Origin of the sequence: Dankookia rubra (genome assembly GCF_004355005.1) — a bacterium.
Classification (GTDB): Bacteria; Pseudomonadota; Alphaproteobacteria; order Acetobacterales; family Acetobacteraceae; genus Paracraurococcus; species Paracraurococcus ruber_A.
On the sequence record NZ_SMSJ01000038.1, the window covers coordinates 22,420 to 46,561 of the forward strand.

Below are 24,142 nucleotides of genomic sequence, written 5' to 3' on the forward strand. Positions count from 1 at the left end.
CTGAAGATCACCTGATTCGGTTGAAGCGGATCGGCTGAGGACGCATGCGGTGAGTTCAAGGCCACGTCTCGCGGCGACGATGCTTGGCGCGGTGCTCGGCTTGCAGGCAGCCAGCGCTTGCGCGGAGGATGCACACGGGCCGCGGATGCAGGTAGGCCTCTTAGGCACTTCGCCGCGTAGCGTTGCCGAGGATGCACTTGGCCTTCTCGCCTTTTCCGTTATCCCCGACGGCACTGCTAGCGCATTGCAGATCAATCGAAGCGACACGGGTCAGGATGTCGGAGTCACCCTGGGCCAGCTTGGCGCTGGTTTCACCGTCAGCAAGGAGATGCCGCTCTACCTCGAAGGTTACCTCGGCTATGCACGCTACGATCCGCGCTTCGTGTTCAGCGATGGCGAGGAGGCAAGACAGGTCCCGACACGCTGGAACCAGATATCAGTCACTGTGGGCGCCGGCTGGGACATCGCCTTATCTGATCGGCTCTATCTCCGCCCCATTGTGAACGCTGCCGGGGCGCATGTGACAACCGACCTCGCCTTGGCAGGCGCGCTGGTCAACCTCCGTCGTGAGCGCGACTTTGATTTTCTGAGCCGCGGGCGGCTGAATGCCTGGGGATTGGGTGGGTCCCTCGTTCTCGCCTGGTATGATCACCGCCCTCAGCGCGAGGTTGACGTCGAACTCCGAGGGACAAGACTGCATTTGGCAACCTTCGACGATACCTCGGTGGCGATCCGCAGCACGATGGAGGCAACAACTGTCAGCCTCTGGGCTAGGTTGCGAGTCCCAACGGGATACGAGGCTTTCGGCCGGCCGGTCCGGTGGGTGCTAGAGGCGCAGCACTCTCATTTCATTGGGGCGCAGCGTTCGGCTCTCGGTTTCGAATTTCTGACGAAGCTCGGTGCGGGATTGGAACTTGATCTCGGAAAACTTGAGGTTGGCGCGTTTGGCCTGACTGCGCAGCGGCTGCGCTGGGTCGGGCGCTACGTATTCGGCGAGAACGTTTCTGGCTTTTCGGTCGGGTTAGGCCTCAGTTTTTGACGTGCAGAGGCCGTACGAAGCGGGAAAGATGTTTCTCAAAGCTGCAAAGGGCTGTATCGGCAAAGCTCAGTCTACAACAAACATCCTCATCGGTCCCGACTACACCATGGGGGCTTGGCCGTCCCAGCTCGGCATGACCTGTCAGAGACTTTCGTTCCTCGGCTCCCGCCGCTGCGGCGTTGAAAATTGGAATATGCAATTCTCTGGGGCGCTGCCGACAGCAACTCTCAGCCGATGATTGTAGCGAATCTGGGCTGACAACGCCGATCCAGCCTCTGAGTATCTCACCGTCCCGACACGGCAAAATCGGAGGTGTTCATAACGGGCGCACTTGCGCGGCTGCTACGGGAGACGCGCCGCTGACAGCTTGTAATACAAGCAGCACAAACGCAGTTGCGCGATCAATTCGTTGACCTCTTCGGTGCAGCGGTCCTAGCGTCTCGGAGAAGGACACGGGCTTACGCGGCCGATCGTCGCGATATGTCACGAAAAGTCCATCCGGGGAGGAAAGGTGAAACGACATCGCGCATGCGCGCGTCGCGGCTGGTCCGGGCCGAACTGATGCTCGGCTACATGTCCCGGCGCCTGGCCCTGGGAGCGCTGACCGTGTTCGGCGTCTCCATCCTCGTCTTCGGCATCATGCGCGTGCTGCCCGGCGATCCGCTGGTAGCGATCTTCGGTCCTGACGGCTTCACCCGCCTGACGGAAGACCAGCGCGCGGGGTACATGGCGGAACTCGGATTGAGCGACCCGCTCCATGTGCAATACCTGCGATGGATGGGCGACATCCTTCGCGGCGAATTCGGGCGTTCCTTCTTCCGCTCCGAAAGTGTCGCCGACATGATCCTGCGCCGCGGCCCGCTGACGGCGCAGATCGCCTTCCTGTCCGTGCTGCTGTCCTGGGTAATCGGCCTACCGGTCGCAATCGTCAGCGCGCTCCGGCCGAACAGCCTGGCGGACAACGTCGTCCGCTTCATCTCGATCCTTTTCCTGGCGGTGCCCGGCTTCTGGCTGGGCATGCTGATCGTCCTGGGGCTGCTATTCGCCTTCGGCTATCGGGCGCCGCTGACCGGGGCCTCGCTGCTCAACGATCCCTGGACGACGCTGCAGATGATAGCGGGGCCGGCGATCGTGCTCGGACTGGGCCAAGCAGCCTACATCGCCCGCATGGCCCGCTCCTCCTTGCTCGAGGTCATCCGGGAGGACTACGTCCGCACGGCGCGCGCCAAGGGGGTCAACCGGCGCGCCGTGATCCGGCTGCATGCGCTGCCCAATGCGCTGCTGCCGGTCGTCACTCTCTCAGGCATCCTGCTCGGCTTCGTCCTTGCGGGCTCGATCCCGGTGGAGCGCGCTTTCGGCACGCCGGGCCTTGGCTCTGCGATGTACACCGCGGTCAGCGAGCGCGACGTCTTCGTCATGCAGAACCTAGTCTTCCTCTATGCCGTCGTCTTCGTCATCTTGAACATCGCCATCGATATCCTGATCGCCTGGATCGATCCGAGGATTCGCTTCCAATGAGCGCGAGCGATCCCCTTGTCCTCGCCGGGCCGGCCGAACCGGGCCGGCAGACGCACGTGCTCGGCGGGTTCCGGCGCTTCGCCCGCCGATCGCCGACTACCGCCTTCTGGGCAGTCGTCGCGGCGGTGATCGTGCTCGTCGCCATCCTCGCCCCGCTGATCGCTCCGTACGACCCGCTTGCCGCCAACTTCCGACTGATGTCAAAGCCACCGAGTGAGGCCGCCTGGTTCGGGACGGATCAGGTGGGGCGCGACGTGCTCAGCCGCGTCATCCATGGCAGCCAGACATCCCTGATGGTGGCCGCCGCCGCGGTCCTTTTCGGTACGACGGTAGGCGCTTTGTGGGGTCTAGCCTGCGGCTATTTCGGCGGACGCTTCGACCTGTTCAGCCAGCGCGTGATCGAGTTCATGCAGTCCTTCCCGGACCTGATCCTGGCCATGGCGATCGCCATGGCACTGGGGGCGGGAACCTGGACGGTGATCCTGGCGATTGCGATCACCCGCATCCCGTTCGGCGGGCGCGTCGTCCGCTCGGTCGTGCTGTCGGTAAAGGAGATGCCTTTCGTCGAAGCGGCACGCGGACTCGGCGCGTCACATCTGCGGTTGATGCTCCGTCACATCCTGCCGCAATGCATCGCTCCCTTCCTGATCCTCGCCACGGCCCATCTGGGCGTGGCGATCATCATAGAGGCGTCGCTCGGCTTTCTCGGGGTGGGCATCCCGCCGCCCATGCCGACCTGGGGCAACATGCTGGCCGACAGCCTGAACGCCGGGCTGGTGCCGCCCTGGTGGCTGGTGTTGTTCCCGGGCTTGGCGATCACGCTGACGGTGCTCGCATTCAACCTGCTCGGCGATGGGTTGCGCGACCTGCTCGACCCGCGGCTGCGCGGATCGGTCTAGAGCGGATCGCGGGAGGGTGAAAACGTCCGGAAGCGTGAATCCGATCTGAATTCGGTGTAGCGGCCCGCCATCAAGTCTGCCGCGCGAGTGGCAGGCGCGGTCCGGCATCGTGCAGGTGGCACGCGACTAGGTGCCCCGGCGTCACCTCGCGCAGGACCGGCTCACGCGTGTGGCAGGGGGCGTGGACGTAGGCGCAGCGCGGATGGAAGTGGCAGCCGCTGGGCCGGTTGATCGGACTCGGCACGTCGCCCTGCAGCGGCTTGCGCGTCCGGCGCCGTCCCGTGACCTTCGGCACGGGCACCGCGGCCAGCAACGCTTCGGTATAGGGATGCAGCGGCTCCTCAAAGAGCGTCGTCTTGTCGGTCAACTCCACGATGCGGCCGAGATACATGACGGCGACACGGTGGCTGATATGTTCCACCACGGCCAAGTCGTGCGAGACGAACAAGTAGGCGAAGCCGAACTCGTCCTGCAGGTCCATGAGCAGGTTGAGGATTTGCGCTCGGATCGAAACGTCGAGCGCCGAGACCGGCTCGTCGCAGACGATCAGTTCGGGCCCGAGGGCGAGGGCGCGGGCGATGCCGAGCCGCTGGCGCTGCCCGCCCGAGAATTCATGCGCATAGCTGCGCTGCTGATCAGGCCGCAGCCCTACCCGCTCGAACAGTTGCGCCACGCGCGCCTGGCGCGCCGCCTTGTCGCCCATGCCATGGATCACCAGCGGTTCGCCGACGATCTCGCCCGCCTGCATGCGCGGGTTCAAGGAGGCATAAGGGTCCTGGTGGATCATCTGCATGCGCCGGCGGACCGGCAGTATGGCGCCGGCGTCGAGCCCGGTGATCTCCGCGCCGTGAAAGCGGACTTGGCCGCCCGAAGGCTCGATCAGCCGCAGCAGCAGCCGGCCCGCCGTCGACTTGCCGCAGCCGCTCTCACCGACCAGGCCGAGCGTCTCGCCGGCGGCCATCTCGAAGGATACGCCATCGACGGCATGGACCTGGCCGGCGGTGCCGCCGAAGATGCCACGCCGGATCGGGAAGATCTTGCTCAGGTCGCGCACCGCGAGCAACGGCGCGACGCCCGCCGCCGCGCTCATGCTGCCCTCGCCACGGCATCGGCCTTCCAGCAGGCGACCAGGTGATCCGCCCGGTGCGCCACCAGCGGCGGCGATGCGTCCTGGCACCGCGCTTCGGCGAAGGGGCAGCGTGGCGCGAAGCGGCAGCCGGCCGGCATGCACGCCAGCGACGGCACCATCCCCTTGATCTCGGTCAGCCGCGCCTTTCGCACATCGCCGTGGGCCGCATCGTCGAGACTCGGCAGCGAACCGAGCAGGCCGCGCGTATAGGGATGAGCGGGGTGATTGAAGAGCTCGGCGACCGATGCCTCCTCGACCTTGCGACCGGCATACATGACCACGACGCGGTCGGCATTCTCCGCGACCACGCCCATGTCATGGGTGATCAGCAGCACCGCCATGCCCAGCGCCTCCTGCTGCTCGCGGATCAGGTCGAGGATCTGGGCCTGGATAGTCACGTCGAGTGCCGTGGTCGGCTCGTCCGCGATCAGCACCGCGGGATGGCAGGCCAGCGCCATGGCGATCATCACCCGCTGTCGCATGCCGCCCGAAAGCTGGTGCGGATAGGCCTGCGCGCGCCGCTCGGCATCGGGGATCGACACCCGCCGCAGCGTCTCGATCGCCCGCTGCATCGCCACCTTTGCCGAGGCGCCCTGGTGCAGCGCAATCGCCTCGGCGATTTGCCGGCCGACCGTAAAGAGCGGGTTCAGCGAGGTCATGGGTTCCTGAAAGATCATGCTGATCTCGTTGCCGCGGACCGCTTCCATCTCTCCCTCGCTGAGCAGCAGCAGGTCGCGCGCGCCGTAGCGGATGCTGCCACCGGCGATCCGCCCTGGCGGGTTCGGCACCAGGCGTAGGATGGACAAGGCGGTGACGCTCTTGCCGCAGCCGGATTCGCCCACGATGCACAGGGTCTCACCCGGGCGAAGGTCGAAGGAGACATCGTCGACGGCTGCGATCGGACCGCTGGCTGTGCGGAACTCGGTACGCAGATTTTCGACGGAGAGAAGGGCCTCGGCGGTATTGATCGGGCCCGTATGCGGCGCCGATCCCCGCGCCGGCTCCTCCGGCACGATCCGATTCACGACGTGACTTCCTCCCTGGCCGACCTGTAGGCTTGTTGTCGGGACGGTACCACGGCCGGGACGGACCTCAAGAATATTCCACCCGCCTCCGCGGAGAACCCGCCCGACGAAGAAGGCAGCCGGAACACCGGCGCATCAGGGAGGAATACAGCCATGGACAGCCATCGTCCCACGAGCAGTGTTTGGGGGCGCCGCCAAATCCTGCAAGCCGGTGCCCTGGGCGGTGCCGCCATGGCGGTGGGGCTTAACCCGATGCGGAGCAAGGCAGCCGAGATCCCGCTGGACTATGACGGGCGCAAATTCCAGCTCGCGGCGCCCGAGCCTAACCCGAAGCGTGGCGGCGTGCTGCGTTACGCCATCACCAACCGGCCGCCGCATTTTGACGTGCACCAGTCCGGCACGATCAACAGCCTTGGCGCGCAGGGTTGCCTCTTCGACAACCTTATCCGGCGCGACCCGCGCGACAGCGGCCAAACCATCATCCCCGACCTCGCGCATAGTTGGCAGATCGCGCCCGACGGCAAGACCTACACCTTCTTCCTGCGCGAGGGCGTGCATTTCCACGACGGCGCAGAGCTGACGGCGGAGGATGTGAAGGCAACCTTCGACCGCATTCACAAGCCGCCCCAGGGCATTAGCATTCCGCGCAGCGTATTGTTCGCGGCGGTGGAATCCATCACTGCCCGCGACAAGCGCACCGTCGAATTTAAACTGAGCGAGGGCCGGCCGCCCAGCTTCATGATGAGCGCCTTCGCCAGCGGCTGGAATGTAATCCTCAGCAAGAAGGTGCTCGAGGACAACAACTACAATCTTCGCCGCGTCGCCAGCCTGTCCGGCACCGGGCCGTTCCGCCAGGTTCGCCGCGTCGAGAACGAGGTCTGGGTGATGGAGCGAAACCCGAACTACTGGAATGCGGGGCTGCCCTACCTAGACGGCATCGAATTCTATCATGCGCTGCCCTTCTCGCCCGAGCTCGGATCGGCCGTGCTGTCGAACCGCACGGATTACGGGCGGATCATGGATCCCGTTTCGGGGCGGCGAATAAAGCAAAACCCGCAGATGGCGATGGCGCAATTCAACCAGAGTGTCATTCAGGCGACCTGGGTGAATGCCCGCAAGAGCCCGCTTGGCGATCCCAGAGTGCGCCGCGCCATGCATCTGGTGCTGGACAAGGCGGTACTGGTCGAGGTGGTGAAGGATGTCACGCCGATGCAGGTCGGCGGCTTCATCTATCCCTTCTCGGAATTCGCCACACCCAAGGACCAGCTGGTCAAGCGCGTCGGCTACCAGGCCGACCCCTCCGCCGCGGTCCGGGAGGCGAAGGCGCTGATGACGGCGGCCGGGCATGGGCGCGGCATCCGCGGCCTCGACTTCGTTGCCCGCGACGTCGCCAGCTTCAAGCTGTGGGCGCAGGCAATTCAGGCGATGCTGCAGCAAACCTTGAACATCGAATGCCGGTTGCGCAGCGTGGTCGAATCCGTCTGGTTCGACGACGTGAACAACGGCAATTACGACCTAGCGATCGGCGCGGTGGTGTCGACGCTGCTCGATCCGTCCGACTACTTCAACGCTTGGTACAGGACCGGCGGGCCACAGAACTATTCGAACTGGTCGGACCCGCGCATGGACGCGCTGATCCCGCAGATCGACCGCGAGGTCGACAGCGAGAAGCGGCTCGGTCTGATCCGCCAGGCCGAAGCGGTGATGGAGGAGAACCCGCCGCTGCTGCCGGTCGCCTGGGAACAGATCATCGACGGGTATTGGAACTACGTGAAGGGCCACAATCCGAAGGACTATTTCGGCATCTACGACGTGGTCCGGATGGACACCATGTGGCTCGACAAGTAGCGAGAGACGGGCCGGCGGCGCAGCTCCGGCCCACCGCCACCGAGGTTCCATGCGCATCGCCATCCTCGACGATTATTTCGACACGGTCCGCACGCTGCCCTGCTTCGGGCAGCTCGCGGGCCATGAGGTGACGATCTGGACGGACCATGTCCAGGACACCGACAGGCTGGCGGAGCGTCTGCGCGACGTCGACATCTTGGTCCCGATCCGCGAACGTACGCAGATCACGGGCGACCTGGTCGCCCGCCTGCCGCGGCTGCAACTGATCAGCCAAATCGGCCCATTTCCGCATATCGACCTCGCGGCCTGCGCGCGGCATGGCGTGACGGTCTGTTCCAGCCTGCAGCCGGGTGCGCCGAGCGTTGCTACGGCGGAGTTTACCTGGGCGCTGATCCTCGCCGCCATGCGCAGCCTGCCGCAGCAGGTCGCGTCCCTGCGGGCGGGCCGGTGGCAATGCGGCGTGGGGCGCACACTGCGCGGGCGCAGCCTCGGCATTCACGGCTTCGGCCGGCTGGGGCAGGAGGTGGCGCGGCTCGGCCAGGCCTTCGGCATGCAGGTCCTGGTCTGGGCGAGCGAGGCATCGCGTGCCCGCGCGCGCGAGGCAGGTTGGACGGTCGCCGACAGCCGCGCTGCCCTGTATGCCGAGAGCGCCGTACTCAGCCTGCACCTGAAACTGGTGGATGCGACGCGACACAACATTACGGCCGAGGATCTCGGGCGCATGAGGCCGGATGCGCTGCTGGTGAACACCAGCCGGGCCGGACTGATCGCACCGGGCGCGCTGGCGGTAGCGTTGCGCGCCGGGCGCCCCGGCATGGCCGCCGTCGATGTCTTCGAGGATGAGCCGCTGCGTGATCCCGACCACCCGTTGCTGCGTCTGCCCAACGTGCTAGCGACGCCGCATATCGGCTATGTGACGGTTGAGGAATACGACATGCAGTTCGGCGAGATCTTCGCCCAGATCCGGGCTTTCCTTGTCGGATCACCTATCAATGTCGTGGCCGACTCAGGATAGCCGCGTCAGCGACGGGATGCGTGGACAGTGGATAAACGGGTTACGCCGGCATGCCACGGCGCTGGTGCGCCCTGCCGACGCACGCCGTATCTTCCCGCCCGCCGGCGATCACGCGCACGCCTTCGTCGAGCCGAGCGGCGATCGTCTCCGGCATGCAACCTTCCAGGAAGGCGATCCCGTTAGCGCGGCAGGCAGCAAAGACGCGTTCACGGGCTTCCTGCATCTCAGCTGGGTAGGGCGACGGCTGAAGCGCCGTCCGGCCGAGAAGGGACAGCCCCAGGTCGCCCGGTCCCATCTCGGCGAAGCCGATGCCGGGTACGGCCAGGATCTCCTCGCATCGCGCCACACCCTCCGGACTCTCGATCTTTACTCCGAGCAGCAGCTCGCCGTCCGAGTTGAGCGGCCATGGATCGCACCGCCGGAAATACTCCTCCTCATCAACGCCCCAGATCGGCGCAGCGGTTCTCTCCGAGCCACGCCCACGCGTTCCGACGCGAAGAAGGCGGTGGCCCGGCGCGATTGCCGTCACTCCATGCATGCGATCGAGTGGTGAGGGTAACGCTGGGTCGACACCTGCAAGTTGGTGCGGATAGCGGCAGGCCTCAACAAAGGCGCGCACTGCATCGGCTGTTTCGGCCTGACACAACAGCACGCCGTGCACCCCGCGGCCGAGAATCTGTCGGAACTGCCAAGCATTGTACCTGACATTCGCATCGTCGGTGCCGTTGACCGGCGCTTCCACCACCACGGCGGGTGTCCGATGTCCTGACCGGATCGGCCCACCATCGACCAAGCCGCGCATGTACTCCGCCAGTCCGACGACGTCGAAAGCGCCATGCTCCATGCCAATGTTGATATAATCTGCCCAAGTCTGCGCGTCCTCAATCCCCTGAGCATAGGTCAGAACATGCCCGGTGTGGTGGCCCGCATAGTAGATCGCTTGATCCTGCTGCAATAATTCGATCGCCCTGTTGATGCGGCTCGGCATGGTTTTGCCCCTGCTATCGCGGTTGTGTTGGGCCGCCATCCAATCAACCCCGCGCCGGTCTGGCTCGTGATGCTCATGATGGCAGCGGATCGGCAATCAGTGGTGGCTAGCGCAGAGAAGTGAGGCTTGCCGTGGCTTGTGCCGAATCAGCTACGCGGGTTCGGTGCTGAGCCGCTTCCAGAAGATGTCTCGGTACTGCATCACGCCGTTGATCTCTGCCGGCGGCGGCGTGAGCACCAGGTGACCGCCTTCAAATCGGACCTTCCGCACTTGGTCGCTGCCGATGGTAATCCGCCCGCCCGAGGACGCGTCGACCTTGGTGACGAGGGTCGTGCCATCGAACGTGTAATTTCCACAATACGAGGCGTAATCGCGCCGCGTGCCTTCCGGAAGTTCGGTGCGGCCGTCGCACAGCACTGCCATCATTCGTCCGTCCGCGTTGAGCGTCACGACACCCATACCCTTGGGACCGTAAGGCTGCGGTAGGGACTTACCATTCGCATCGCGGGACGTGGCTCCGACCACCTTCCAAGTGCCGACAAGGCTGGTACCATTCCCGGTGACTTTTGTCGCCGAGGCGTCTTGTGCGCTTGCCCGGCCGATGCCCAGCGCCGACATTGCTGCCGCGAAGGCCGCCGTGATGTCACGGCGTAAAAATCCGGCTCGCATTTCGTACCCTCCCGAGCCAACAGCCTATTGAGCGTACGCGGTAAGCGTCAATGCGGCAGCAGTGGACAGTCCGGCAAGCAAGTTAAATGAAGGTCTGACCTGCCATCCACCATGGCCCGAACTCCTCTGGCAGGGCATGCCACTTCGCCCCGTTTGTGTGTCGCCAGATGATGGCCGAAATCGTCCGCCGCAGGTTGCTCGGCGGCACCTTGGCATGCGGGGGACAGGCTTCCACCACTGGCTTCTGCACAACCCACTGCTCGTCCGACAGCACCACAGCCGCCTTCCACGAAGGGGCCGCTCAACGCCGACACCAAAGCAGCGTTCCGGCGCTAACGGGCCCTAGTTTGCTCCCCGCTGCTTCCGGCGGCGCTTTGCCTCGATGCGGCTGTCCTGAGCGGTACATGGAGTGAATGTGCGCTTCATTTCCGACCGTATGGGAGCAGATGGTTCGTCACGCGCGGCGGTAACCGCCAGAACGCCGCGCTGACCGGCGCCGCGCCGGGGCTCGGGTGCTACATCTGATCCCCTGGCATGTCCCGTTACAACACCCCTGCGTCTACCACCCAAGTGAAGCGTCATCCTTGGCGGGCTCAGAAATCACCAATTCGGCTTGTCATTATCAATGCTGCTTGTCGAAATCCGGCACGTTGCTGGACGACGCCGCGAGCATCTGCGACTTGGTCACCTTCAGTGCTTCGGCAGCCGAGGCGTTCTCGGTAATCTTAGCCATCACCGCGTCACGCGCCCGCTCGAAGTACTCGCGATTCGTCGCGACGAACTCGCGCGATTTGCGCAGGCCGGCGAGGTACCCGTTAATCTCGGGCACCACGTAGCGCGCCACCATGTCCCAGCTGCGGAAGGTATTCTCGGGATTAGCCCAGTCATGCACGAAGCCGACCAGCGTCCCGAAGCCGCCGCTGAGCGCCACAACCTCTTTGATCCGTGCGATGAGGTCGTCCGGCGTCCCGATCGTCGCAACCGCACCGGGACCGTAGGCGGTCTTCTCCACGGCTTCGTCCGGATCAGTGAACGGCTTGGCACCGGGCCGCTGCAGTGTGCCGGCGATATATTCGTTATGGTGGCGCATAAGACCGTCGCGCGCCTCGGCCCGTGCCTTCTCGCGCGTCTCGGCGATGTGCCAGCTCAGCAGGACGCGCCAATTCTTCCGGTCGATGGTGGTGCCGTGCTTGCGTGCTGCCTGTTCGGCAAAGCCCCACTGCGTCGGCAGCGCGTTGAGCCCCTCGGTCGAGAGCGAGCCGATGGAGATGATGCCGATGCCGTGCTTGCCGGCCAGGGTCATCCCGGACGGGCTGATCTGCGACGCGACAGCAAAGGGCATGTCCTCCTGCAGCGGCAAGAGCTGCAGTGCGGCGTCGTTCAGATTGAACCAGTCACTTTGGTACGTGACACGCTCGCCCCGGAACAGCCGGCGGATGATGCCAATCGCCTCGTCCTGCCGGTCGCGCAGCAGCATCGGGTCGATGCCGAGCGTGTGGGCGTCCGACGCCAAGGCTCCAGGCCCGGAGCCGAATATCACGCGACCACCGGTCATGTAGTCGAGCTGCACCATGCGCTGCGCGACGTTGAATGGGTGGTGGTAGGGCAGGGAGACCACGCCGGTCGCCAGCTTGATGCGCTTCGTCCGTTCGCCCGCAGCAGCAAGGAACATTTCTGGCGAGGCTACCATCTCCCAGCCGCTGGAATGGTGTTCGCCGCACCAGAATTCGTCGTATCCAAGCTTGTCGAGATGCTCGACCAAATCAAGGTCGCGGCGGAACTGCAGTAACGGGTGCTCGCCGATCGGGTGATGCGGGGCGAGGAAGGCACCGAAGCCGAGCCGAGGCATGAGGACGTCTCCTTGTCGCCGACGTCAGAGCGGCGGGGCGAGGCCGTCCTGTCACGCGCGGCCGTTATGAGAGCTGCCGAGCATCGTTATGTCTCTTCAGGCAGCCATATAGGATGATAAGCAACGCTCCGGCCGTTCGGCAAGCTTGGCACGGACACTGCGAGGTCGATGTCGTAAAACCTCAGGTCAGCAAGGTCGGTAACGGACCGGACTACCGGCGTCAGTCCTTCTTGGCCTTTCGCTTCGCCTTCTTCAGGCCAGCGAGGGCAGCCTGCTTGAGTGAAGGGTTGGCCTTGAATTCGACGGTTGGTCCGAGCCCTCGAAGCTGCTCCATTGAGGCCGAGAGTTTTTCTGGCACTGGTCCGGGAGTTACGCCAGGTCTCCGGCTGATTGACCTTGGTGGGCGAAGGCCCTCGGGGTCAAGTTGCCCAGGGCTGAACGGCCGTTGAACAGCTGGCCCGACATGAAGCCCATGGCCCAGATCTCGTTCGGCGCTGCCGCTCCCCGACCTCCCTGCCGGTAGCGCCAGGCCCGCTTTCGCCGGGGCAGCTCGGTGTGGATCGACAGACTTTCCTCCGCATATCGACGATAGGCCGCCGGCCAGCCTGTGGCGGCCCTCGGCGCGGCGCCGTCCCGGCCGCCTGGAGGAGCCCTGGTACATCCCGGAGCACCAGGTGCGGCGGGTCCGCAACACCGGCGACCTGCGATGGCAGGGCGGCTTGGTGTTCGTCGGCACCGCCCTGGCCGGCGAGCCGCTGGGGCTGGTGGAGTTGCCGGGCAGCGACTGGCTGGTGCGGTTCATGGCGATCCATCTCGGCGTGATCGGCCGCCGCAGCGGCGACTTCAGCCCCATGCGGCAGCCCGGCCGGGCGGCCGCATGGGGCTGGAACACAACCAGATAACTGTCAGCGATGTCGCCGGCCGGACAAAGGATACTTCCTCCCTGGCACTGCCTGCTTCGGCCGCCCTACACGCCGCGGAGGGCGAGCTGCGCGGCGCCCGCGGCCGCCTCCTCCGAGCGCGCCGGTAGCATGGGCACGCCGAGATGCCGGGCACGGATGGCCGTCCAGGCGGCATTGCCGGCGCCGCTGCCGAGGCTGCGGACCGAAAGTAGCGGCGGCGCGCCGAGCGCGGCGAGCCGCTGGTAGCCCAGCGCCTCGATCCGCGCGACGCCCTCCAGCAGTCCCTGCAGGAAGGCAGCGTCGTCGGCAGGGCGCGGCGTCTCCCGCGGCGGCAGGCCGGGGTCGGCGATGGGGAAGCGTTCCCCCGGCCCGGGCAGCGGGTAGTAGTCGAGGCCCGAGGGACGGGCCGGGTCGATCCTGGCCGAGAGCCTCGCCAGCGCCGCCGGGTCGAAATGCCGCGCCAGCGCCCGCCCACCACTGTTGGAGGATCCCCCCGCCAGCCAAGCCCCGCCCAACCGGTGGCTGTAGACGCTATATTCCGGCGCTACGACCGGCCGGTCGCAGGCCAGCTTCAGCGTGAGGGTGGAGCCCAGCACCGTCACGCCTTCGCCGGGCGCGCCCGCGCTGGCGGCGAGGAAGGAGGCACAGCCATCCGTGGTGCCGGCGCAGACCACCGCGCCGCGCGGCAGGCCGAAGCGGTTGCTGTCGAGCTCGCCCAGCGCGCTGCCGGGCACCGCGACCTCCGGCAGCAGGCTGGTGTCGAGGCCGGTCGCCGCCAGCCAGTCCGGCCAGCGCCGCGTGACCGGGTCGTAGCCGGTCTTCAGCGCATTGTTCTCGTCACTGTGGCGGAAGCGGCCGAGCAGGGTGCCTGCGATCCAGTCCGCCTGGTGCAGCAGCCGCGCGACGCCCGGCCGCGCCTGCATCGCCTGAGCCTTGGCCAGCGGCGAGGTGGCGCCGCGCGCCGGGCTGCCGGCGGGCGCGATGCGGGCGATGGCGGCCACCGCCTCGGCCGGCGCCGGCGCGTTGTACATCGCCGGCGGGCCGACCGGCGCGCCGGCGGCATCCACCGTCAGCAGCGTGCCGGAGGTGCCGGCGACCGCGATGCGCCGCACCGCATCCAGCGGCACCCAGGTCAGCGCCGTTTCCAGCGCCTCCAGCCAGGCCGCGGGCTCCGTCGCGCGGGATGGCGGCAGCGGCACGCCGGCCTGCGCCACCACCCGCCCCGCCGCGTCCAGTACCGCCACCCGCAGGCCCGAGGTCCCGAGATCGATCCCCAGCGCCGTCCCCATTCAGGCCAACACGCGGCTGGCGAGGATCTCCTCCGGCCCGATGGTCATCAGCGCCTCGGCCGTCACCGCCTCCGGCTGCTGCTCGAAGAGCCGCACCGCCTGGCGCAGCCGCGCGCGATCGAGCGCGTTGCGCACGCTGCGCGCATTGGCGAAATGCGGCTGCTGCATCCGCGCCGCGAGGTACTGCACGAAGGCGCTTTTCGCATCCGGGCTGAAGCGGTAGTTCTGCGCCGCCAGCATCAGCTCGGCGATGCGCATCAGCTCCTCCGGCCCGTAGTCGGGGAAGTCGACATGGTGGGCGATGCGCGACCGCATGCCGGGGTTGGAGCCGAAGAAGCGCTCCATCCGGTCGCCATAGCCGGCGAGGATGACGACGAGGTCGTTGCGGCGGTTCTCCATCACCTGCAGCAGGATCTCGATCGCCTCCTGGCCGTAGTCACGCTCGTTCTCCGGCCGGTAGAGGTAGTAGGCCTCGTCGATGAAGAGCACTCCGCCCATCGCCTTCTTCAGGATCTCCTTGGTTTTCGGCGCGGTATGGCCGATGTACTGGCCGACGAGGTCGTCGCGGGTGACGGAGACGAGCTGGTTGGTGCGGATATAGCCGAGCCGGTGCAGGATATCCGCCATCCGCGCCGCGACCGTGGTCTTGCCCGTCCCCGGATTGCCGGTGAAGGACATGTGCAGCGTCGGCGTCTCGCTGGTCAGCCCCATGTCGCGGCGCAGCCGGTCGACCAGCAGCAGCGCCGCGATCTCCCGGATGCGGCGCTTCACCGGGGCGAGGCCGACCAGGGTGCGGTCCAGCTCGTCCAGCACCGCGCCGAGGCCCGATGCCTCGAAGGCCGCGCGCAGGTCGACAGTCGGCCTGTCGCTCATCCCTGGTACCGCGACCCCGTCGGCTGGTTCGCCGCATAGGCGCGGGTGGTGTACCGGATGCCGCGTCCCGCGACCTCCGTCCGCTCGAGCGCGAAGCCCGGCTCCTCCGCCGGCCGGTCGGTCAGGAAGGACAGCCGCAGGCTTTCCCAGGTATGCGTCGCGTCGAAGGCCGAGAGCCGGATATAGGCGCGGCCGCCATGCACCTTGCGGCATTCGCCGAGCTCGTAGAGCACGCCGGCCGGGTCCTTGAGATCGAACATAGGCAGGCCCCACATCTCCCAGTAGGTGTTCCGGGGATGCGGGTCGTCGGTGTACTCGATGTTCACCGCCCAGCCATTGCGGATGCAGTAGGCGACCTGCGCGGCGATCTGCGCATCGGTCAGGTCGGGCAGGAAGCTGAAGGTGCCTTGGGTCAGGCGCATCGGGCTCGCTCCTTCAGGACACGGAGACGGTGGAGACGAAGTCGGGCGTGTCGGTCGAGGCGTAGTCGAAGGTCACGTCCTTCCACACTTCCAGCGCCTGGGCCAATGGCGTGCAGTGCCGCGCCGCGGCCGCCAGGATGTCCGGCCCCTCCGCCATGATGTCGCGGCCCTCGTTCCGCGCCAGCACCATGCATTCGAGAGCGACGCGGTTGGCGATCGCGCCGGCGGCGATGCCCATCGGATGGCCGATGGTGCCACCGCCGAACTGCAGCACCACGTCCTCGCCCAGCAGGGTCAGCAGCTGGTGCATCTGCCCGGCATGGATGCCGCCCGAGGCGACCGGCATCATCCGCCGCAGCCCGGCCCAGTCCTGCTCGAAGAACAACCCGTGCTCCAACTGCTCGCGGTTGTATGGCTCGCGGCAGATGTCGTAGTAGCCGGCGGTCGTCGCCGGGTCGCCTTCCAGCTTGCCGACCACGGTGCCGGCATGGATGTGGTCGACGCCCGCGAGGCGCATCCACTTGGCGATGACGCGGAAGCTGACGCCATGCGACTTCTGCCGCGTATAGGTCGAATGCCCGGCACGGTGCAGGTGCAGGATCATGTCGTTCCTGCGCGCCCATTTCGACATGGACTGGATCGCGGTGTAGCCGATGACGAGGTCGATCATGATGATGGTGGAGCCGAGCTGCTTGGCGAATTCCGCCCGCTCGTACATGTCCTCCATCGTGCCGGCGGACACGTTGAGGTAGGTGCCCTTCACCTCCCCGGTCATCGCCTGGGCGCGGTTGACCGCTTCCATGCAGTAGAGGAACCGGTCGCGCCAGTGCATGAAGGGCTGGCTGTTGATGTTCTCGTCGTCCTTGGTGAAGTCGAGCCCGCCCTTCAGCGCCTCGTACACCACGCGGCCGTAGTTGCGGCCGGACAGGCCGAGCTTCGGCTTCACCGTCGCGCCCAGCAGCGGGCGGCCGAACTTGTCCAGCCGCTCGCGCTCGACGACGATGCCGGTGGCCGGCCCGTCGAAGGTCTTCACATAGGCGACCGGCAGCCGCATGTCCTCCAGCCGCAGCGCCTTCAGCGGCTTGAAGCCGAAGACGTTGCCGATGATGGAGGCCGAGAGGTTGACGATCGAGCCCGGCTCGAACAGGTCGAGGTCGTAGGCGATATAGGCGAACCACGAGCCCGGCGCGCCGGGGACGGGGTCGATCCGGTAGCACTTGGCGCGGTACATGTCGGCCGCGGTCAACCTGTCCGTCCAGACCACCGTCCAGGTGGCGGTCGAGCTTTCGCCGGCGACCGCGGCCGCGGCTTCCTCCGGGTCCACGCCCTCCTGCGGCGTGACCCGGAAGCAGGCGAGGATGTCCGTCTGCTTCGGCTGGTAGTCCAGGTCGAAGTAGCCCATCTCCTTGTATTTCATCACGCCGGCGTCATAGCGGCCGCGCGGAGGGCTGGCGACGTTCATCCTCGGGTCTCCCTTGATGCGGTCAGGCGGCGCGCGCGGCACCCCCGATGACGGGGTCGAGCGCGCCGCGGGCGTAGAGCGCGGCCATGGCCTGCAGCGGCACGGGCTTCAGCTTCGGCGCCTGGCCGGCGGTGCCGAATTCCTCGAAGCGCCGGGCACAGAGCGCGGTCAGCGCCGCCATGGCCGGCTTCATGAAGTTGCGCGGGTCGAACTCGCCGGGCTTCTCCGTCGCCACGCGGCGGAACTGCCCGGCCATGGCGATGCGGCAGTCGGTGTCGATGTTGATCTTGCGCACGCCGTGGCGGATGCCTTCCTGGATCTCGGCCACCGGCACGCCCCAGGTCTGCGCCATCTGCCCGCCGAATTCATTGAAGACGTCCTGCAGCTCCTGCGGGACGGAGGAACTGCCATGCATCACCAGGTGCGTGTTCGGCAGCCGCGCATGGATGGCCCGCACCACCTCCATCGCCAGGGTGTCGCCGGTCGGCGCGCGGGTGAACTTGTAGGCGCCGTGGCTGGTGCCGATCGCAACCGCCAGCGCATCGACGCCGGTGCGGGTGACGAAATCCTGCGCCTGGGCCGGGTCGGTCAGCAGCTGGTCGCGCGAGAGCACGCCCTCGGCGCCGTGGCCGTCCTCCTTCTCCCCCTGGCCGCTCTCGAGCGAGCCGAGGCAGCCGAGCTCGCCCTCGACCGAGACGCCGACGCCATGCGCCATCTCGGCGACCTTGGCGGTGACCGCCAGGTTGTAGTCGTAGTCGGCCGGGGTCTTGCCGTCCTCGCGCAGCGAGCCGTCCATCATCACGCTGGTGAAGCCGTGCTGGATGGCCGAGAGGCAGGTGGCGGGACGGTCGCCGTGGTCGAGATGCAGGCAGACCGGGATCTCCGGCCAGGTGGCGACCGCGGCCTGCACCATGGCGGTCAGCATCAGGTCGCCGGCATAGGCGCGGGCGCCGCGGCTGGCCTGGATGATGACCGGGGAGCTGGTCTTCGCCGCCGCCTCCATGATGGCGCGGAGCTGTTCCATGTTGTTGATGTTGAAGGCCGGCACGCCGTAGCCCTGCTCGGCGGCGTGGTCCAGCAACTGACGAAGGGTGACGAAGGCCATGCGCATGTTCCCGTGATGTCGACTCAGCGCGCCCGCTGGCTGCGGTCGATGAGCTGCAGCACCATGGGCGTCATGATGAGCTGCATGGCAAGGTCGAGCTTCGAGCCCGGGATCACGATGGAATTGGCCCGCGACATGAAGCTGTCCCGCAGCATCGAGGTCAGGTAGGCGAAGTCGATGCCGCGCGGGTTGCGGAAGCGGATCACCACCATCGATTCGTCCGGCGTCGGGATCCAGCGCGCGATGAAGGGGTCGGAGGTATCGACCATCGGCACCCGCTGGAAGTTCACGTCCGTCTCGGCAAATTGCGGGCAGATGATGCGGACATAGTCCGGCATGCGGCGCAGGATCGTGTCCATCACTGCCTCGGTCGAATAGCCGCGGACCGACTTGTCGCGGTGGATCTTCTGGATCCACTCGAGGTTGATGACCGGCACCACCCCGACCTTCAGGTCGGCATGGCGCGCGATGTCCACCCGCCCGGTCCGCACCGCGCCGTGCAGGCCTTCGTAGAACAGCAGGTCGGTGCCGCGGGGGAAGTCCGCCCAGGTGGTGAAGGTGCCGGCCGGCGCGCCGTGCTGCGTCGCCTCGGCCGCGTCGTGGATGTAGTGGCGGGTGCGGCCGCGGCCTTCCGCGGCATAGGCGGCGAAGACGGCCTCCAACTCCTCCAGCAGGTTCGCCGCCTCGCCGAAATGGCTGAAGTGGCGGTTCCCGGCGGCCTCGGCCTCGGCCATCGCCCGGCGCATCTCGGCCCGGTCGTGGCGGTGGAAGGCATCGCCCTCGATCCAGGCGGCGTTGATCCCCTCGCGCCGGAAGATCTGCTCGAAGGTGTGCTTCACCGTGGTGGTGCCGGCGCCGGACGAGCCGGTGACCGAGATGATGGGGTGGCGGACCGACATCGCGCCCCCTCAGGACCGGAAGAGGCCGCGGGCGCCGAACAGCGGGCGCTGCCCCGCCGCCGGCACGCCGTCCAGATGCAACGACACCACCCGCGCCACCTTGTCGCGCGACCCGAAGATCAGCGGGACGCGCTGGTGCAGCGTCTGCGGCGCGATCTCCAGGATCGGCACGAAGCCGTCCGTCGCGGTGCCGCCGGCCTGGTCCATTAGGAAGGCGATCGGGTTCGCCTCATAGGCCAGGCGCAGCCGGCCGCGGCCATAGCCGGGCCGTGCATCGCCGGGGTAGAGGTAGATCCCGCCGCGCAACAGCACCCGGTAGGCATCGGCCGCGACGCAGCCGAGCCAGCGCATGTTGTAGTCGGTGCCGCGCGGGCCCGCAGACCCGGCGACGCATTCCTCGACGAAGGCGCGCACCGGCAGCGACCAGTGCCGTGCGTTGGAGGCATTGATGGCATATTCGCGCCGCGCCTCTGGCATCCGCACCGCGGCGCGGGTCAGGCGGAATTCGCGGTTCCGCCGGTCCAGCGTGAAGATCTGCACGCCAGCGCCGAGCGTCAGCATCAGCACGGTATGCGGGCCATACAGCACGCAGCCGGCCGCGAGCTGGCGGTCGCCGGCGGCGGTGAAGGGCAGCGCCGGGTCGTCGTGCCGCTCGCTCGGCAGCAGGGAGAACAAGGTGCCGAGCGGCCCGTTGATCTCGATGTTGTTCGACCCGTCCAGCGGGTCCATTGCCACCGCGACCGGCGCGGCGCCGCGCAGGGCGACGGGTGCCGGCATCTCCTCGGAGGCCACGGCGGCGACCGGGGCATGGTGCAGGTGCCGCAGGAAAAGGTCGTTGGCGCGGAGGTCGAGCGCCTTCTGGCCATCGCCGTCGTCGCTGGCGCCGACCACCTGGCCGAGCTCTCCGGCCAGCGGCCCCTCGGCCACCAGCTCCGCCAGTTCGGCCGAGGCGCGGGCGAGGGCGAAGACCGTCTCCGCCACGGCCTGGCGGCCGTTGCTGGGTCCGGCCCAGGCTTCCAGATGCTCCGCGAGCTGCAGCACGCCGCGTCCTCCCACCGGTCGGCACCTTCAGCGGCGCATCGGCCGGACCCGATGGAGCGACTTTAGGCAGGCTGGCGGGGCCAAGAAATTCCTTTAATCTTGACGTCAATGAAAGAAAAACTTGTCAATTTCCCCCGCCGCACCTCGCTCCGCCAGCTGCGGGCGCTGGGCGCGGTGGCCGGGACCGGCGGCGTGACGACGGCGGCGGCGCAGCTCTCGCTCACCCCGCCCGCCGTCGCCCAGCAACTGAGATTGTTGGAGGACGCGCTGGGCGGCGTGCCGCTGCTCGAGCGCACGCCGGCCGGCATGCGGCCGACCGAGGCGGGGCGCGAGGCGCTGGCGGCGCTCGGCCGGATCGAGGCGGCGCTGGCCGATTGCGCCGCGGCGATCGAGACGCTGCGCGGCGTCGAGGGCGGCCGGGTCGCGGTCGGGGTGACCAGCACGGCGAAGTATTTCGCCCCCTTTGCCCTGGCAGCCTTCCAGCGGGCACATCCCGGCGTCGAGATGCGGCTGTCGGTCGGCAACCGGCAGCAGGTGGTGGCGGCGCTGGAAGGCTTCGAGCTGGATTTGGCCGTCATGGGCCACCCGCCGGATCACTTCCCGTTGGAACGGGCGGTGCTCGGGCCACACCCGCATGTGATCATCGCCCCGCCCGCGCATCGGCTGGTACGGCGGAAGGCGATCCCGCTCGGCGCGCTGGCCGGCGAGACCTTCCTGTTGCGGGAGAACGGCTCCGGCACCCGCGACCTGATGCGCCGGCTGTTCGGGGCCGAGGTCGACGGGCCGCGGATGGAGATCGGCAGCAACGAGACGATCAAGCAGGCGGTGATGGCGGGGATGGGGATCGCGCTGCTCTCGGCCCATACCATCGCGGCGGAACTGCGCGACGGCCGGCTGGCGGTGCTGGACGTGGCGGGGCTGCCGGCGCTGCGGCAGTGGTTCCTGGTGCGGCGGGCGGAGAAGCGGCTGCTGCCCGCGGCCCAGGCGATGTGGGACCACCTGGCGCGGCACGGCGCGGAATTCCTGCCGGCGCTGCCGGGGGAGGGGTCGCCCCCGGCCCTCCGCCAGCCTTAGGCGGTGACCCGCAGCCCGCCGGCGAAGCGCTGCCAGTTCGCCACGTAATGCGCCGCCGAGCGGCGCAGGTCCTCGGCGACCGAGTCCGGCAGCACCCGCGCCACCTTGGCCGGGCTGCCGACGATCAGCGAGAAGTCGGGGAATTCCTTGCCCTCGGTCACCAGCGCATTGGCGCCGACGATGCAGAAGCGGCCGATCCGCGCCCGGTTCAGCACCGTCGCGCCCATGCCGATCAGGCTGCAATCGCCCACCGTGCAGCCATGCAGGATGGCGTGGTGGCCGACCGTCACGTCCTCCCCCACCGTCAGCGGGCTGCCGCTGTCGGAGTGCAGCATGGCGCCTTCCTGGATGTTGGTCCGGGCGCCGATCGCCATCGCCTCGTTGTCGGCGCGGATGACGGCGCCAAACCAGACGCCGACATCCTCGCCGAGGCTGACGCGGCCGATCACATGCGCGTCCGGCGCCACCCAGTAGCGGCCGGCTTCCGGCAAGTGCGGGACAAGGTCGTGCAGGGCGTAGACGGGCATCGGCGTTTCCTCCTGGCGCAAATCATACCCGGTCGCCGGTGATCGGGACATGGGAGGGCGGGTCGCTGGCCGGGAAGCTCTCGGCGCTTTCCTCGTCGACATAGGCCTCGCGCTCGGCTTCCAGCCTGCAGGCGAGGTCCCAATGCGCGGCGGCGCGGCCCTCCGGGCAGCCTTCCGCCTGCCAGATGGCATAGGCGCGTTCGCGGATGCGCTGCTGCAGATCGGTGTCGGACATCGCGGACTCCTCTTCCCTGCGGCGGCAGCTTGCCGCAACTTGGCCCGGCCGGCATCACCCGCCCGCCAGCAGCCGCCACAGCAACGGCAGCAGCAGCGCCGTCGCCAGCGCGTTCAGCCCCATCGCCAGGCCGCTGAAGGCGCCGGCGGTGGCATTGACCGAGAGGGCGCGCGCCGTGCCGATACCGTGCGCCGCGGTGCCGATGGCGAGGCCCCGCGCCCGCCAGTCCTTCACCCGCACCAGGTCCAGCACCGCCGGGCCGAGCGCCGCGCCGACCACGCCCGAGCAGATCACCACCGCGGCGGTGAGCGAGGGCAGCCCGCCGAGGCGCTCGGCGATGCCCATGGCGACCGGGGTGGTGACGGAGCGCGGGGCGAGCGAGGCCGTGACCTCCGGCGCCGCGCCGAGCGCCAGCGCGAAGGCGACGCCGGCGCCGGCCGCGAAGAGCCCGCCCGTCACCACGGAGAGCGCCGCGGCCAGCGCCGAGCGCCGCACCACCTGCCACTGCCGGTGCAGCGGCACCGCGAGCGCGACGGTGGCGGGGCCGAGCAGGAAATGGACGAATTGCGCGCCCTCGAAATAGGCGCGGTAGTCGACCCGGGCGGCCAGCAGCCCGGCCGCCAGCAGCGCCACCGCGAAGAGCACGGGGTTGGCCAGCGGGTGCCGGCGGAACAGCCGCTGGATCCGCAAGGCGCCGAGCCAGGCGAGCAGCGTCGCGGTCAGCGCCGCCAGCGGCTCCCGCGCCAGGTAGACCCAGATCTCCGAAAGGTCGGTCATCGGGCGGGCCTGCTGGGGCGAGGCAGCAAGGCCGGGGAGAAGGTATTCTCCCCGGACCCCTCATCTATTTCTGTTGGTCGACGGCCGCCGCGCGGCGAATGCCGACTCACGGAATGCAAGGGAGGGGTTTGGGGCGGGAATATCTTTCCCTCCCCAAGCTTGCCGTCCCGCCTCACCCGAGCCGCCGCAGCAGCGCCTGCGCCAGCCGCCCCGTCGCGGCGATGCCGAGCAGCGTGCCGGCGACCACCGCCAGCGAGATCGGCGCCCAGTCCCGCGCCAGCAGCGGCAGGTAGAGCACCACGCCGACCCCGGCGGGCACGAAGAGCAGGCCGAGATTGCCGAGCAGCGCGTCCGCCGTCGTCCCCAGCGCCGGGGCCACCGGCCGGCCGCGCAGCACCAGCGCGGCGAAGAGCAGCACCATGCCGAGCACCGGGCCTGGCACCGGCAGGTGCAGCGTCCGGACCAGGATCTCCCCGGCCAGTTGGCAGACAAGCAGGGTGGTGAGCGCACCGATCATCCAGGACCTCCGGTCAGCCCGCCGGGCATGCCCCGAGGCGGGTATGCGGCCATCGCGCCGCGGGGGGAGTCGCGCTGCGACGGCGGCGGCGCTAGCCTCCGCCCAAAGCACGGCAAAGAAGGAACGCCCCATGTCCTCCCTCAGTGCCCTCAACGGCCCCCGCATCAAGGTCGGCGCCCGGGACGGCCAGGCCTATGAGACGATCGGGGTGAACCGCCTGACCCCGCTGATCGGCGCCGAGATCAGCGGCGTCTCGCTCGGCGGGCCGATCTCCAACCGGCAGATGGACGAGATCCACCGGGCGCTGGCCGAGCACCTGGTGATCTTCTTCCGCGACCAGCACATGTCGCAGGAGCAACACCTCGATTTCGGCCGGCAATTCGGCGAGCTCCACCTCCACCCCGCGGCGCCGCACGAGCCCGGCCACCCCGAGCTGATGATCATCAAGGCCGACGAGAATTCGGTCCGCGCCAATGGCGAGGGCTGGCATTCCGACGTCTCCTGCGACCTCGAGCCGCCGATGGGCAGCATCCTCTATATCCGGGAATGCCCGCCGGATGGCGGCGACACGCTCTTCGCCAGCATGTACGGCGCCTATGACGCGCTGTCCGACCGGATGAAGGCCTATCTGGAAGGGCTGACCGCCGAGCATAGCGGCGAGCATGTCTATCGCGGGATGTTCGCCAAGGAGGGCGTGGCCGACAAGGCCAGCTACCCCCGCGCCGAGCACCCGGTGATCCGCACCCATCCGGTGACGGGCCGAAAGGCGCTCTACGTGAACCGCGGCTTCACCACCCGCATCCTCGGCGTTCCGCGTGACGAGAGCGACGGCATCCTGGCCTGGCTCTACCAGCACATGGAGAACCCGCTCTTCCAGTGCCGCTTCCGCTGGAAGCCGAACTCGGTCGCCTTCTGGGACAACCGCTGCGCCCAGCACCGGGCGATGTGGGACTACTGGCCGAACCGGCGCTATGGCAACCGCGTCACCGTGAAGGGCGAGCGGCCGGTTTGATCCCGGGCGGCGGTCCTGTAGTTTCGCC

General features: G+C 67.9%; 25 protein-coding genes and 1 pseudogene. 8 read left to right on the forward strand and 18 right to left on the reverse strand.

Annotation, left to right across the window (positions count from 1 at the left end; all coding sequences use genetic code 11):
- Positions 1–145 precede the first annotated feature (145 nt).
- The 3 genes from E2C06_RS22045 (at position 146) to E2C06_RS22055 (ending at position 3,456) form a co-directional block, all read left to right on the forward strand.
- Positions 146–1,039, forward strand: a complete 894-nt coding sequence (locus tag E2C06_RS22045) for an autotransporter domain-containing protein (RefSeq protein WP_165982565.1) — start codon at positions 146–148, stop codon at positions 1,037–1,039.
- Positions 1,040–1,567: 528 nt separating this feature from the next.
- Positions 1,568–2,557, forward strand: a complete 990-nt coding sequence (locus E2C06_RS22050) for an ABC transporter permease (RefSeq protein ID WP_165982566.1) — start codon at positions 1,568–1,570, stop codon at positions 2,555–2,557.
- On the forward strand, positions 2,554–3,456 hold the full coding sequence (locus E2C06_RS22055; RefSeq protein WP_133290771.1) for an ABC transporter permease: 903 nt from the start codon (positions 2,554–2,556) through the stop codon (positions 3,454–3,456). The genes E2C06_RS22050 and E2C06_RS22055 overlap by 4 nt, the downstream gene beginning before the upstream one ends.
- A 70-nt stretch (positions 3,457–3,526) precedes the next feature.
- On the opposite strand, the gene E2C06_RS22060 is transcribed toward E2C06_RS22055, so the two are convergent.
- Positions 3,527–4,546 carry an ABC transporter ATP-binding protein gene (locus E2C06_RS22060; protein ID WP_133290772.1) on the reverse strand — a complete coding sequence of 340 codons (1,020 nt, stop codon included), beginning with the start codon at positions 4,544–4,546 and terminating at the stop codon, positions 3,527–3,529.
- Complete coding sequence (locus tag E2C06_RS22065) at positions 4,543–5,553, reverse strand: ABC transporter ATP-binding protein (RefSeq protein WP_133290801.1); 1,011 nt, start codon at positions 5,551–5,553, stop codon at positions 4,543–4,545. Before E2C06_RS22065 ends, E2C06_RS22060 begins: the two co-directional genes overlap by 4 nt.
- A 309-nt stretch (positions 5,554–5,862) precedes the next feature.
- On the opposite strand from E2C06_RS22065, the gene E2C06_RS22070 reads away from it, so the two are divergent.
- Together E2C06_RS22070 and E2C06_RS22075 are read left to right on the forward strand one after the other, a co-directional pair.
- Positions 5,863–7,458 carry an ABC transporter substrate-binding protein gene (locus E2C06_RS22070; protein WP_165982568.1) on the forward strand — a complete coding sequence of 532 codons (1,596 nt, stop codon included), beginning with the start codon at positions 5,863–5,865 and terminating at the stop codon, positions 7,456–7,458.
- Between the two features lie 49 nt (positions 7,459–7,507).
- Complete coding sequence (locus E2C06_RS22075; RefSeq protein ID WP_133290774.1) at positions 7,508–8,473, forward strand: D-2-hydroxyacid dehydrogenase family protein; 966 nt, start codon at positions 7,508–7,510, stop codon at positions 8,471–8,473.
- A 40-nt stretch (positions 8,474–8,513) separates the two neighbouring features.
- Here the strand turns inward: E2C06_RS22075 and E2C06_RS22080 are convergent, their stop codons facing one another.
- The 5 genes and pseudogenes from E2C06_RS22080 to E2C06_RS39600 form a co-directional block, all read right to left on the reverse strand.
- On the reverse strand, positions 8,514–9,461 hold the full coding sequence (locus tag E2C06_RS22080) for an aldolase/citrate lyase family protein (RefSeq protein ID WP_165982569.1): 948 nt from the start codon (positions 9,459–9,461) through the stop codon (positions 8,514–8,516).
- 150 nt (positions 9,462–9,611) lie between these two features.
- A complete protein-coding gene (locus E2C06_RS22085; protein WP_133290776.1) occupies positions 9,612–10,130 on the reverse strand; it encodes a lipocalin-like domain-containing protein in 519 nt (172 codons plus the stop codon).
- An 82-nt stretch (positions 10,131–10,212) separates the two neighbouring features.
- The gene (locus E2C06_RS22090; RefSeq protein WP_133290777.1) at positions 10,213–10,407 is read right to left on the reverse strand and encodes a transposase; all 195 of its coding nucleotides are present in this window, start codon (positions 10,405–10,407) and stop codon (positions 10,213–10,215) included.
- A 345-nt stretch (positions 10,408–10,752) separates the two neighbouring features.
- Positions 10,753–11,979 (reverse strand): LLM class flavin-dependent oxidoreductase, encoded by a 1,227-nt coding sequence (locus E2C06_RS22095; protein ID WP_133290778.1) that lies wholly within the window; start codon positions 11,977–11,979, stop codon positions 10,753–10,755.
- A 438-nt stretch (positions 11,980–12,417) separates the two neighbouring features.
- Positions 12,418–12,585, reverse strand: a pseudogene (locus E2C06_RS39600) (IS3 family transposase); the annotation flags it as partial.
- Between the two features lie 68 nt (positions 12,586–12,653).
- On the opposite strand from E2C06_RS39600, the gene E2C06_RS22105 reads away from it, so the two are divergent.
- Positions 12,654–12,881 carry a hypothetical protein gene (locus E2C06_RS22105; RefSeq protein WP_133290779.1) on the forward strand — a complete coding sequence of 76 codons (228 nt, stop codon included), beginning with the start codon at positions 12,654–12,656 and terminating at the stop codon, positions 12,879–12,881.
- Between the two features lie 65 nt (positions 12,882–12,946).
- On the opposite strand, the gene E2C06_RS22110 is transcribed toward E2C06_RS22105, so the two are convergent.
- The 7 genes from E2C06_RS22110 to E2C06_RS22140 are packed head-to-tail and all read right to left on the reverse strand — an operon-like array spanning position 12,947 to position 19,972.
- Positions 12,947–14,170, reverse strand: a complete 1,224-nt coding sequence (locus E2C06_RS22110) for an FGGY-family carbohydrate kinase (RefSeq protein WP_133290780.1) — start codon at positions 14,168–14,170, stop codon at positions 12,947–12,949.
- Complete coding sequence (gene cbbX / locus E2C06_RS22115; protein ID WP_133290781.1) at positions 14,171–15,043, reverse strand: CbbX protein; 873 nt, start codon at positions 15,041–15,043, stop codon at positions 14,171–14,173. It lies immediately after the preceding gene.
- Positions 15,040–15,465 carry a ribulose bisphosphate carboxylase small subunit gene (locus E2C06_RS22120; RefSeq protein WP_133290782.1) on the reverse strand — a complete coding sequence of 142 codons (426 nt, stop codon included), beginning with the start codon at positions 15,463–15,465 and terminating at the stop codon, positions 15,040–15,042. Before E2C06_RS22120 ends, cbbX begins: the two co-directional genes overlap by 4 nt.
- Positions 15,466–15,478: 13 nt before the next feature.
- Positions 15,479–16,927 carry a form I ribulose bisphosphate carboxylase large subunit gene (locus E2C06_RS22125; protein ID WP_133290783.1) on the reverse strand — a complete coding sequence of 483 codons (1,449 nt, stop codon included), beginning with the start codon at positions 16,925–16,927 and terminating at the stop codon, positions 15,479–15,481.
- A gap of 22 nt (positions 16,928–16,949) precedes the next feature.
- The gene (fba, locus tag E2C06_RS22130) at positions 16,950–18,032 is read right to left on the reverse strand and encodes a class II fructose-bisphosphate aldolase (protein WP_133290784.1); all 1,083 of its coding nucleotides are present in this window, start codon (positions 18,030–18,032) and stop codon (positions 16,950–16,952) included.
- Between the two features lie 23 nt (positions 18,033–18,055).
- On the reverse strand, positions 18,056–18,931 hold the full coding sequence (locus E2C06_RS22135) for a phosphoribulokinase (RefSeq protein WP_133290785.1): 876 nt from the start codon (positions 18,929–18,931) through the stop codon (positions 18,056–18,058).
- Between the two features lie 9 nt (positions 18,932–18,940).
- Positions 18,941–19,972, reverse strand: coding sequence for a class 1 fructose-bisphosphatase (locus tag E2C06_RS22140; RefSeq protein ID WP_133290786.1), 1,032 nt, complete (start codon positions 19,970–19,972; stop codon positions 18,941–18,943).
- Positions 19,973–20,080: 108 nt separating this feature from the next.
- Between E2C06_RS22140 and E2C06_RS22145 the strand changes: the two genes are divergently transcribed.
- Entirely contained in the window at positions 20,081–21,046 is a 966-nt protein-coding gene (locus tag E2C06_RS22145; protein ID WP_133290787.1) for a LysR family transcriptional regulator, read from the forward strand.
- Here the strand turns inward: E2C06_RS22145 and E2C06_RS22150 are convergent.
- The 4 genes from E2C06_RS22150 to E2C06_RS22165 form a co-directional block, all read right to left on the reverse strand.
- Positions 21,043–21,573, reverse strand: coding sequence for a gamma carbonic anhydrase family protein (locus E2C06_RS22150; RefSeq protein ID WP_133290788.1), 531 nt, complete (start codon positions 21,571–21,573; stop codon positions 21,043–21,045). The genes E2C06_RS22145 and E2C06_RS22150 overlap by 4 nt on opposite strands.
- A 22-nt stretch (positions 21,574–21,595) precedes the next feature.
- Positions 21,596–21,808, reverse strand: a complete 213-nt coding sequence (locus E2C06_RS22155) for a DUF2934 domain-containing protein (RefSeq protein WP_133290789.1) — start codon at positions 21,806–21,808, stop codon at positions 21,596–21,598.
- Between the two features lie 54 nt (positions 21,809–21,862).
- Positions 21,863–22,585 carry an LrgB family protein gene (locus tag E2C06_RS22160; protein ID WP_133290790.1) on the reverse strand — a complete coding sequence of 241 codons (723 nt, stop codon included), beginning with the start codon at positions 22,583–22,585 and terminating at the stop codon, positions 21,863–21,865.
- Between the two features lie 172 nt (positions 22,586–22,757).
- Positions 22,758–23,102: a CidA/LrgA family protein gene (locus E2C06_RS22165; RefSeq protein ID WP_133290791.1), complete on the reverse strand. Its 345-nt coding sequence runs from the start codon at positions 23,100–23,102 to the stop codon at positions 22,758–22,760.
- A gap of 130 nt (positions 23,103–23,232) precedes the next feature.
- Between E2C06_RS22165 and E2C06_RS22170 the strand changes: the two genes are divergently transcribed.
- Positions 23,233–24,114: a TauD/TfdA dioxygenase family protein gene (locus E2C06_RS22170; protein ID WP_133290792.1), complete on the forward strand. Its 882-nt coding sequence runs from the start codon at positions 23,233–23,235 to the stop codon at positions 24,112–24,114.
- Positions 24,115–24,142 lie beyond the last annotated feature (28 nt).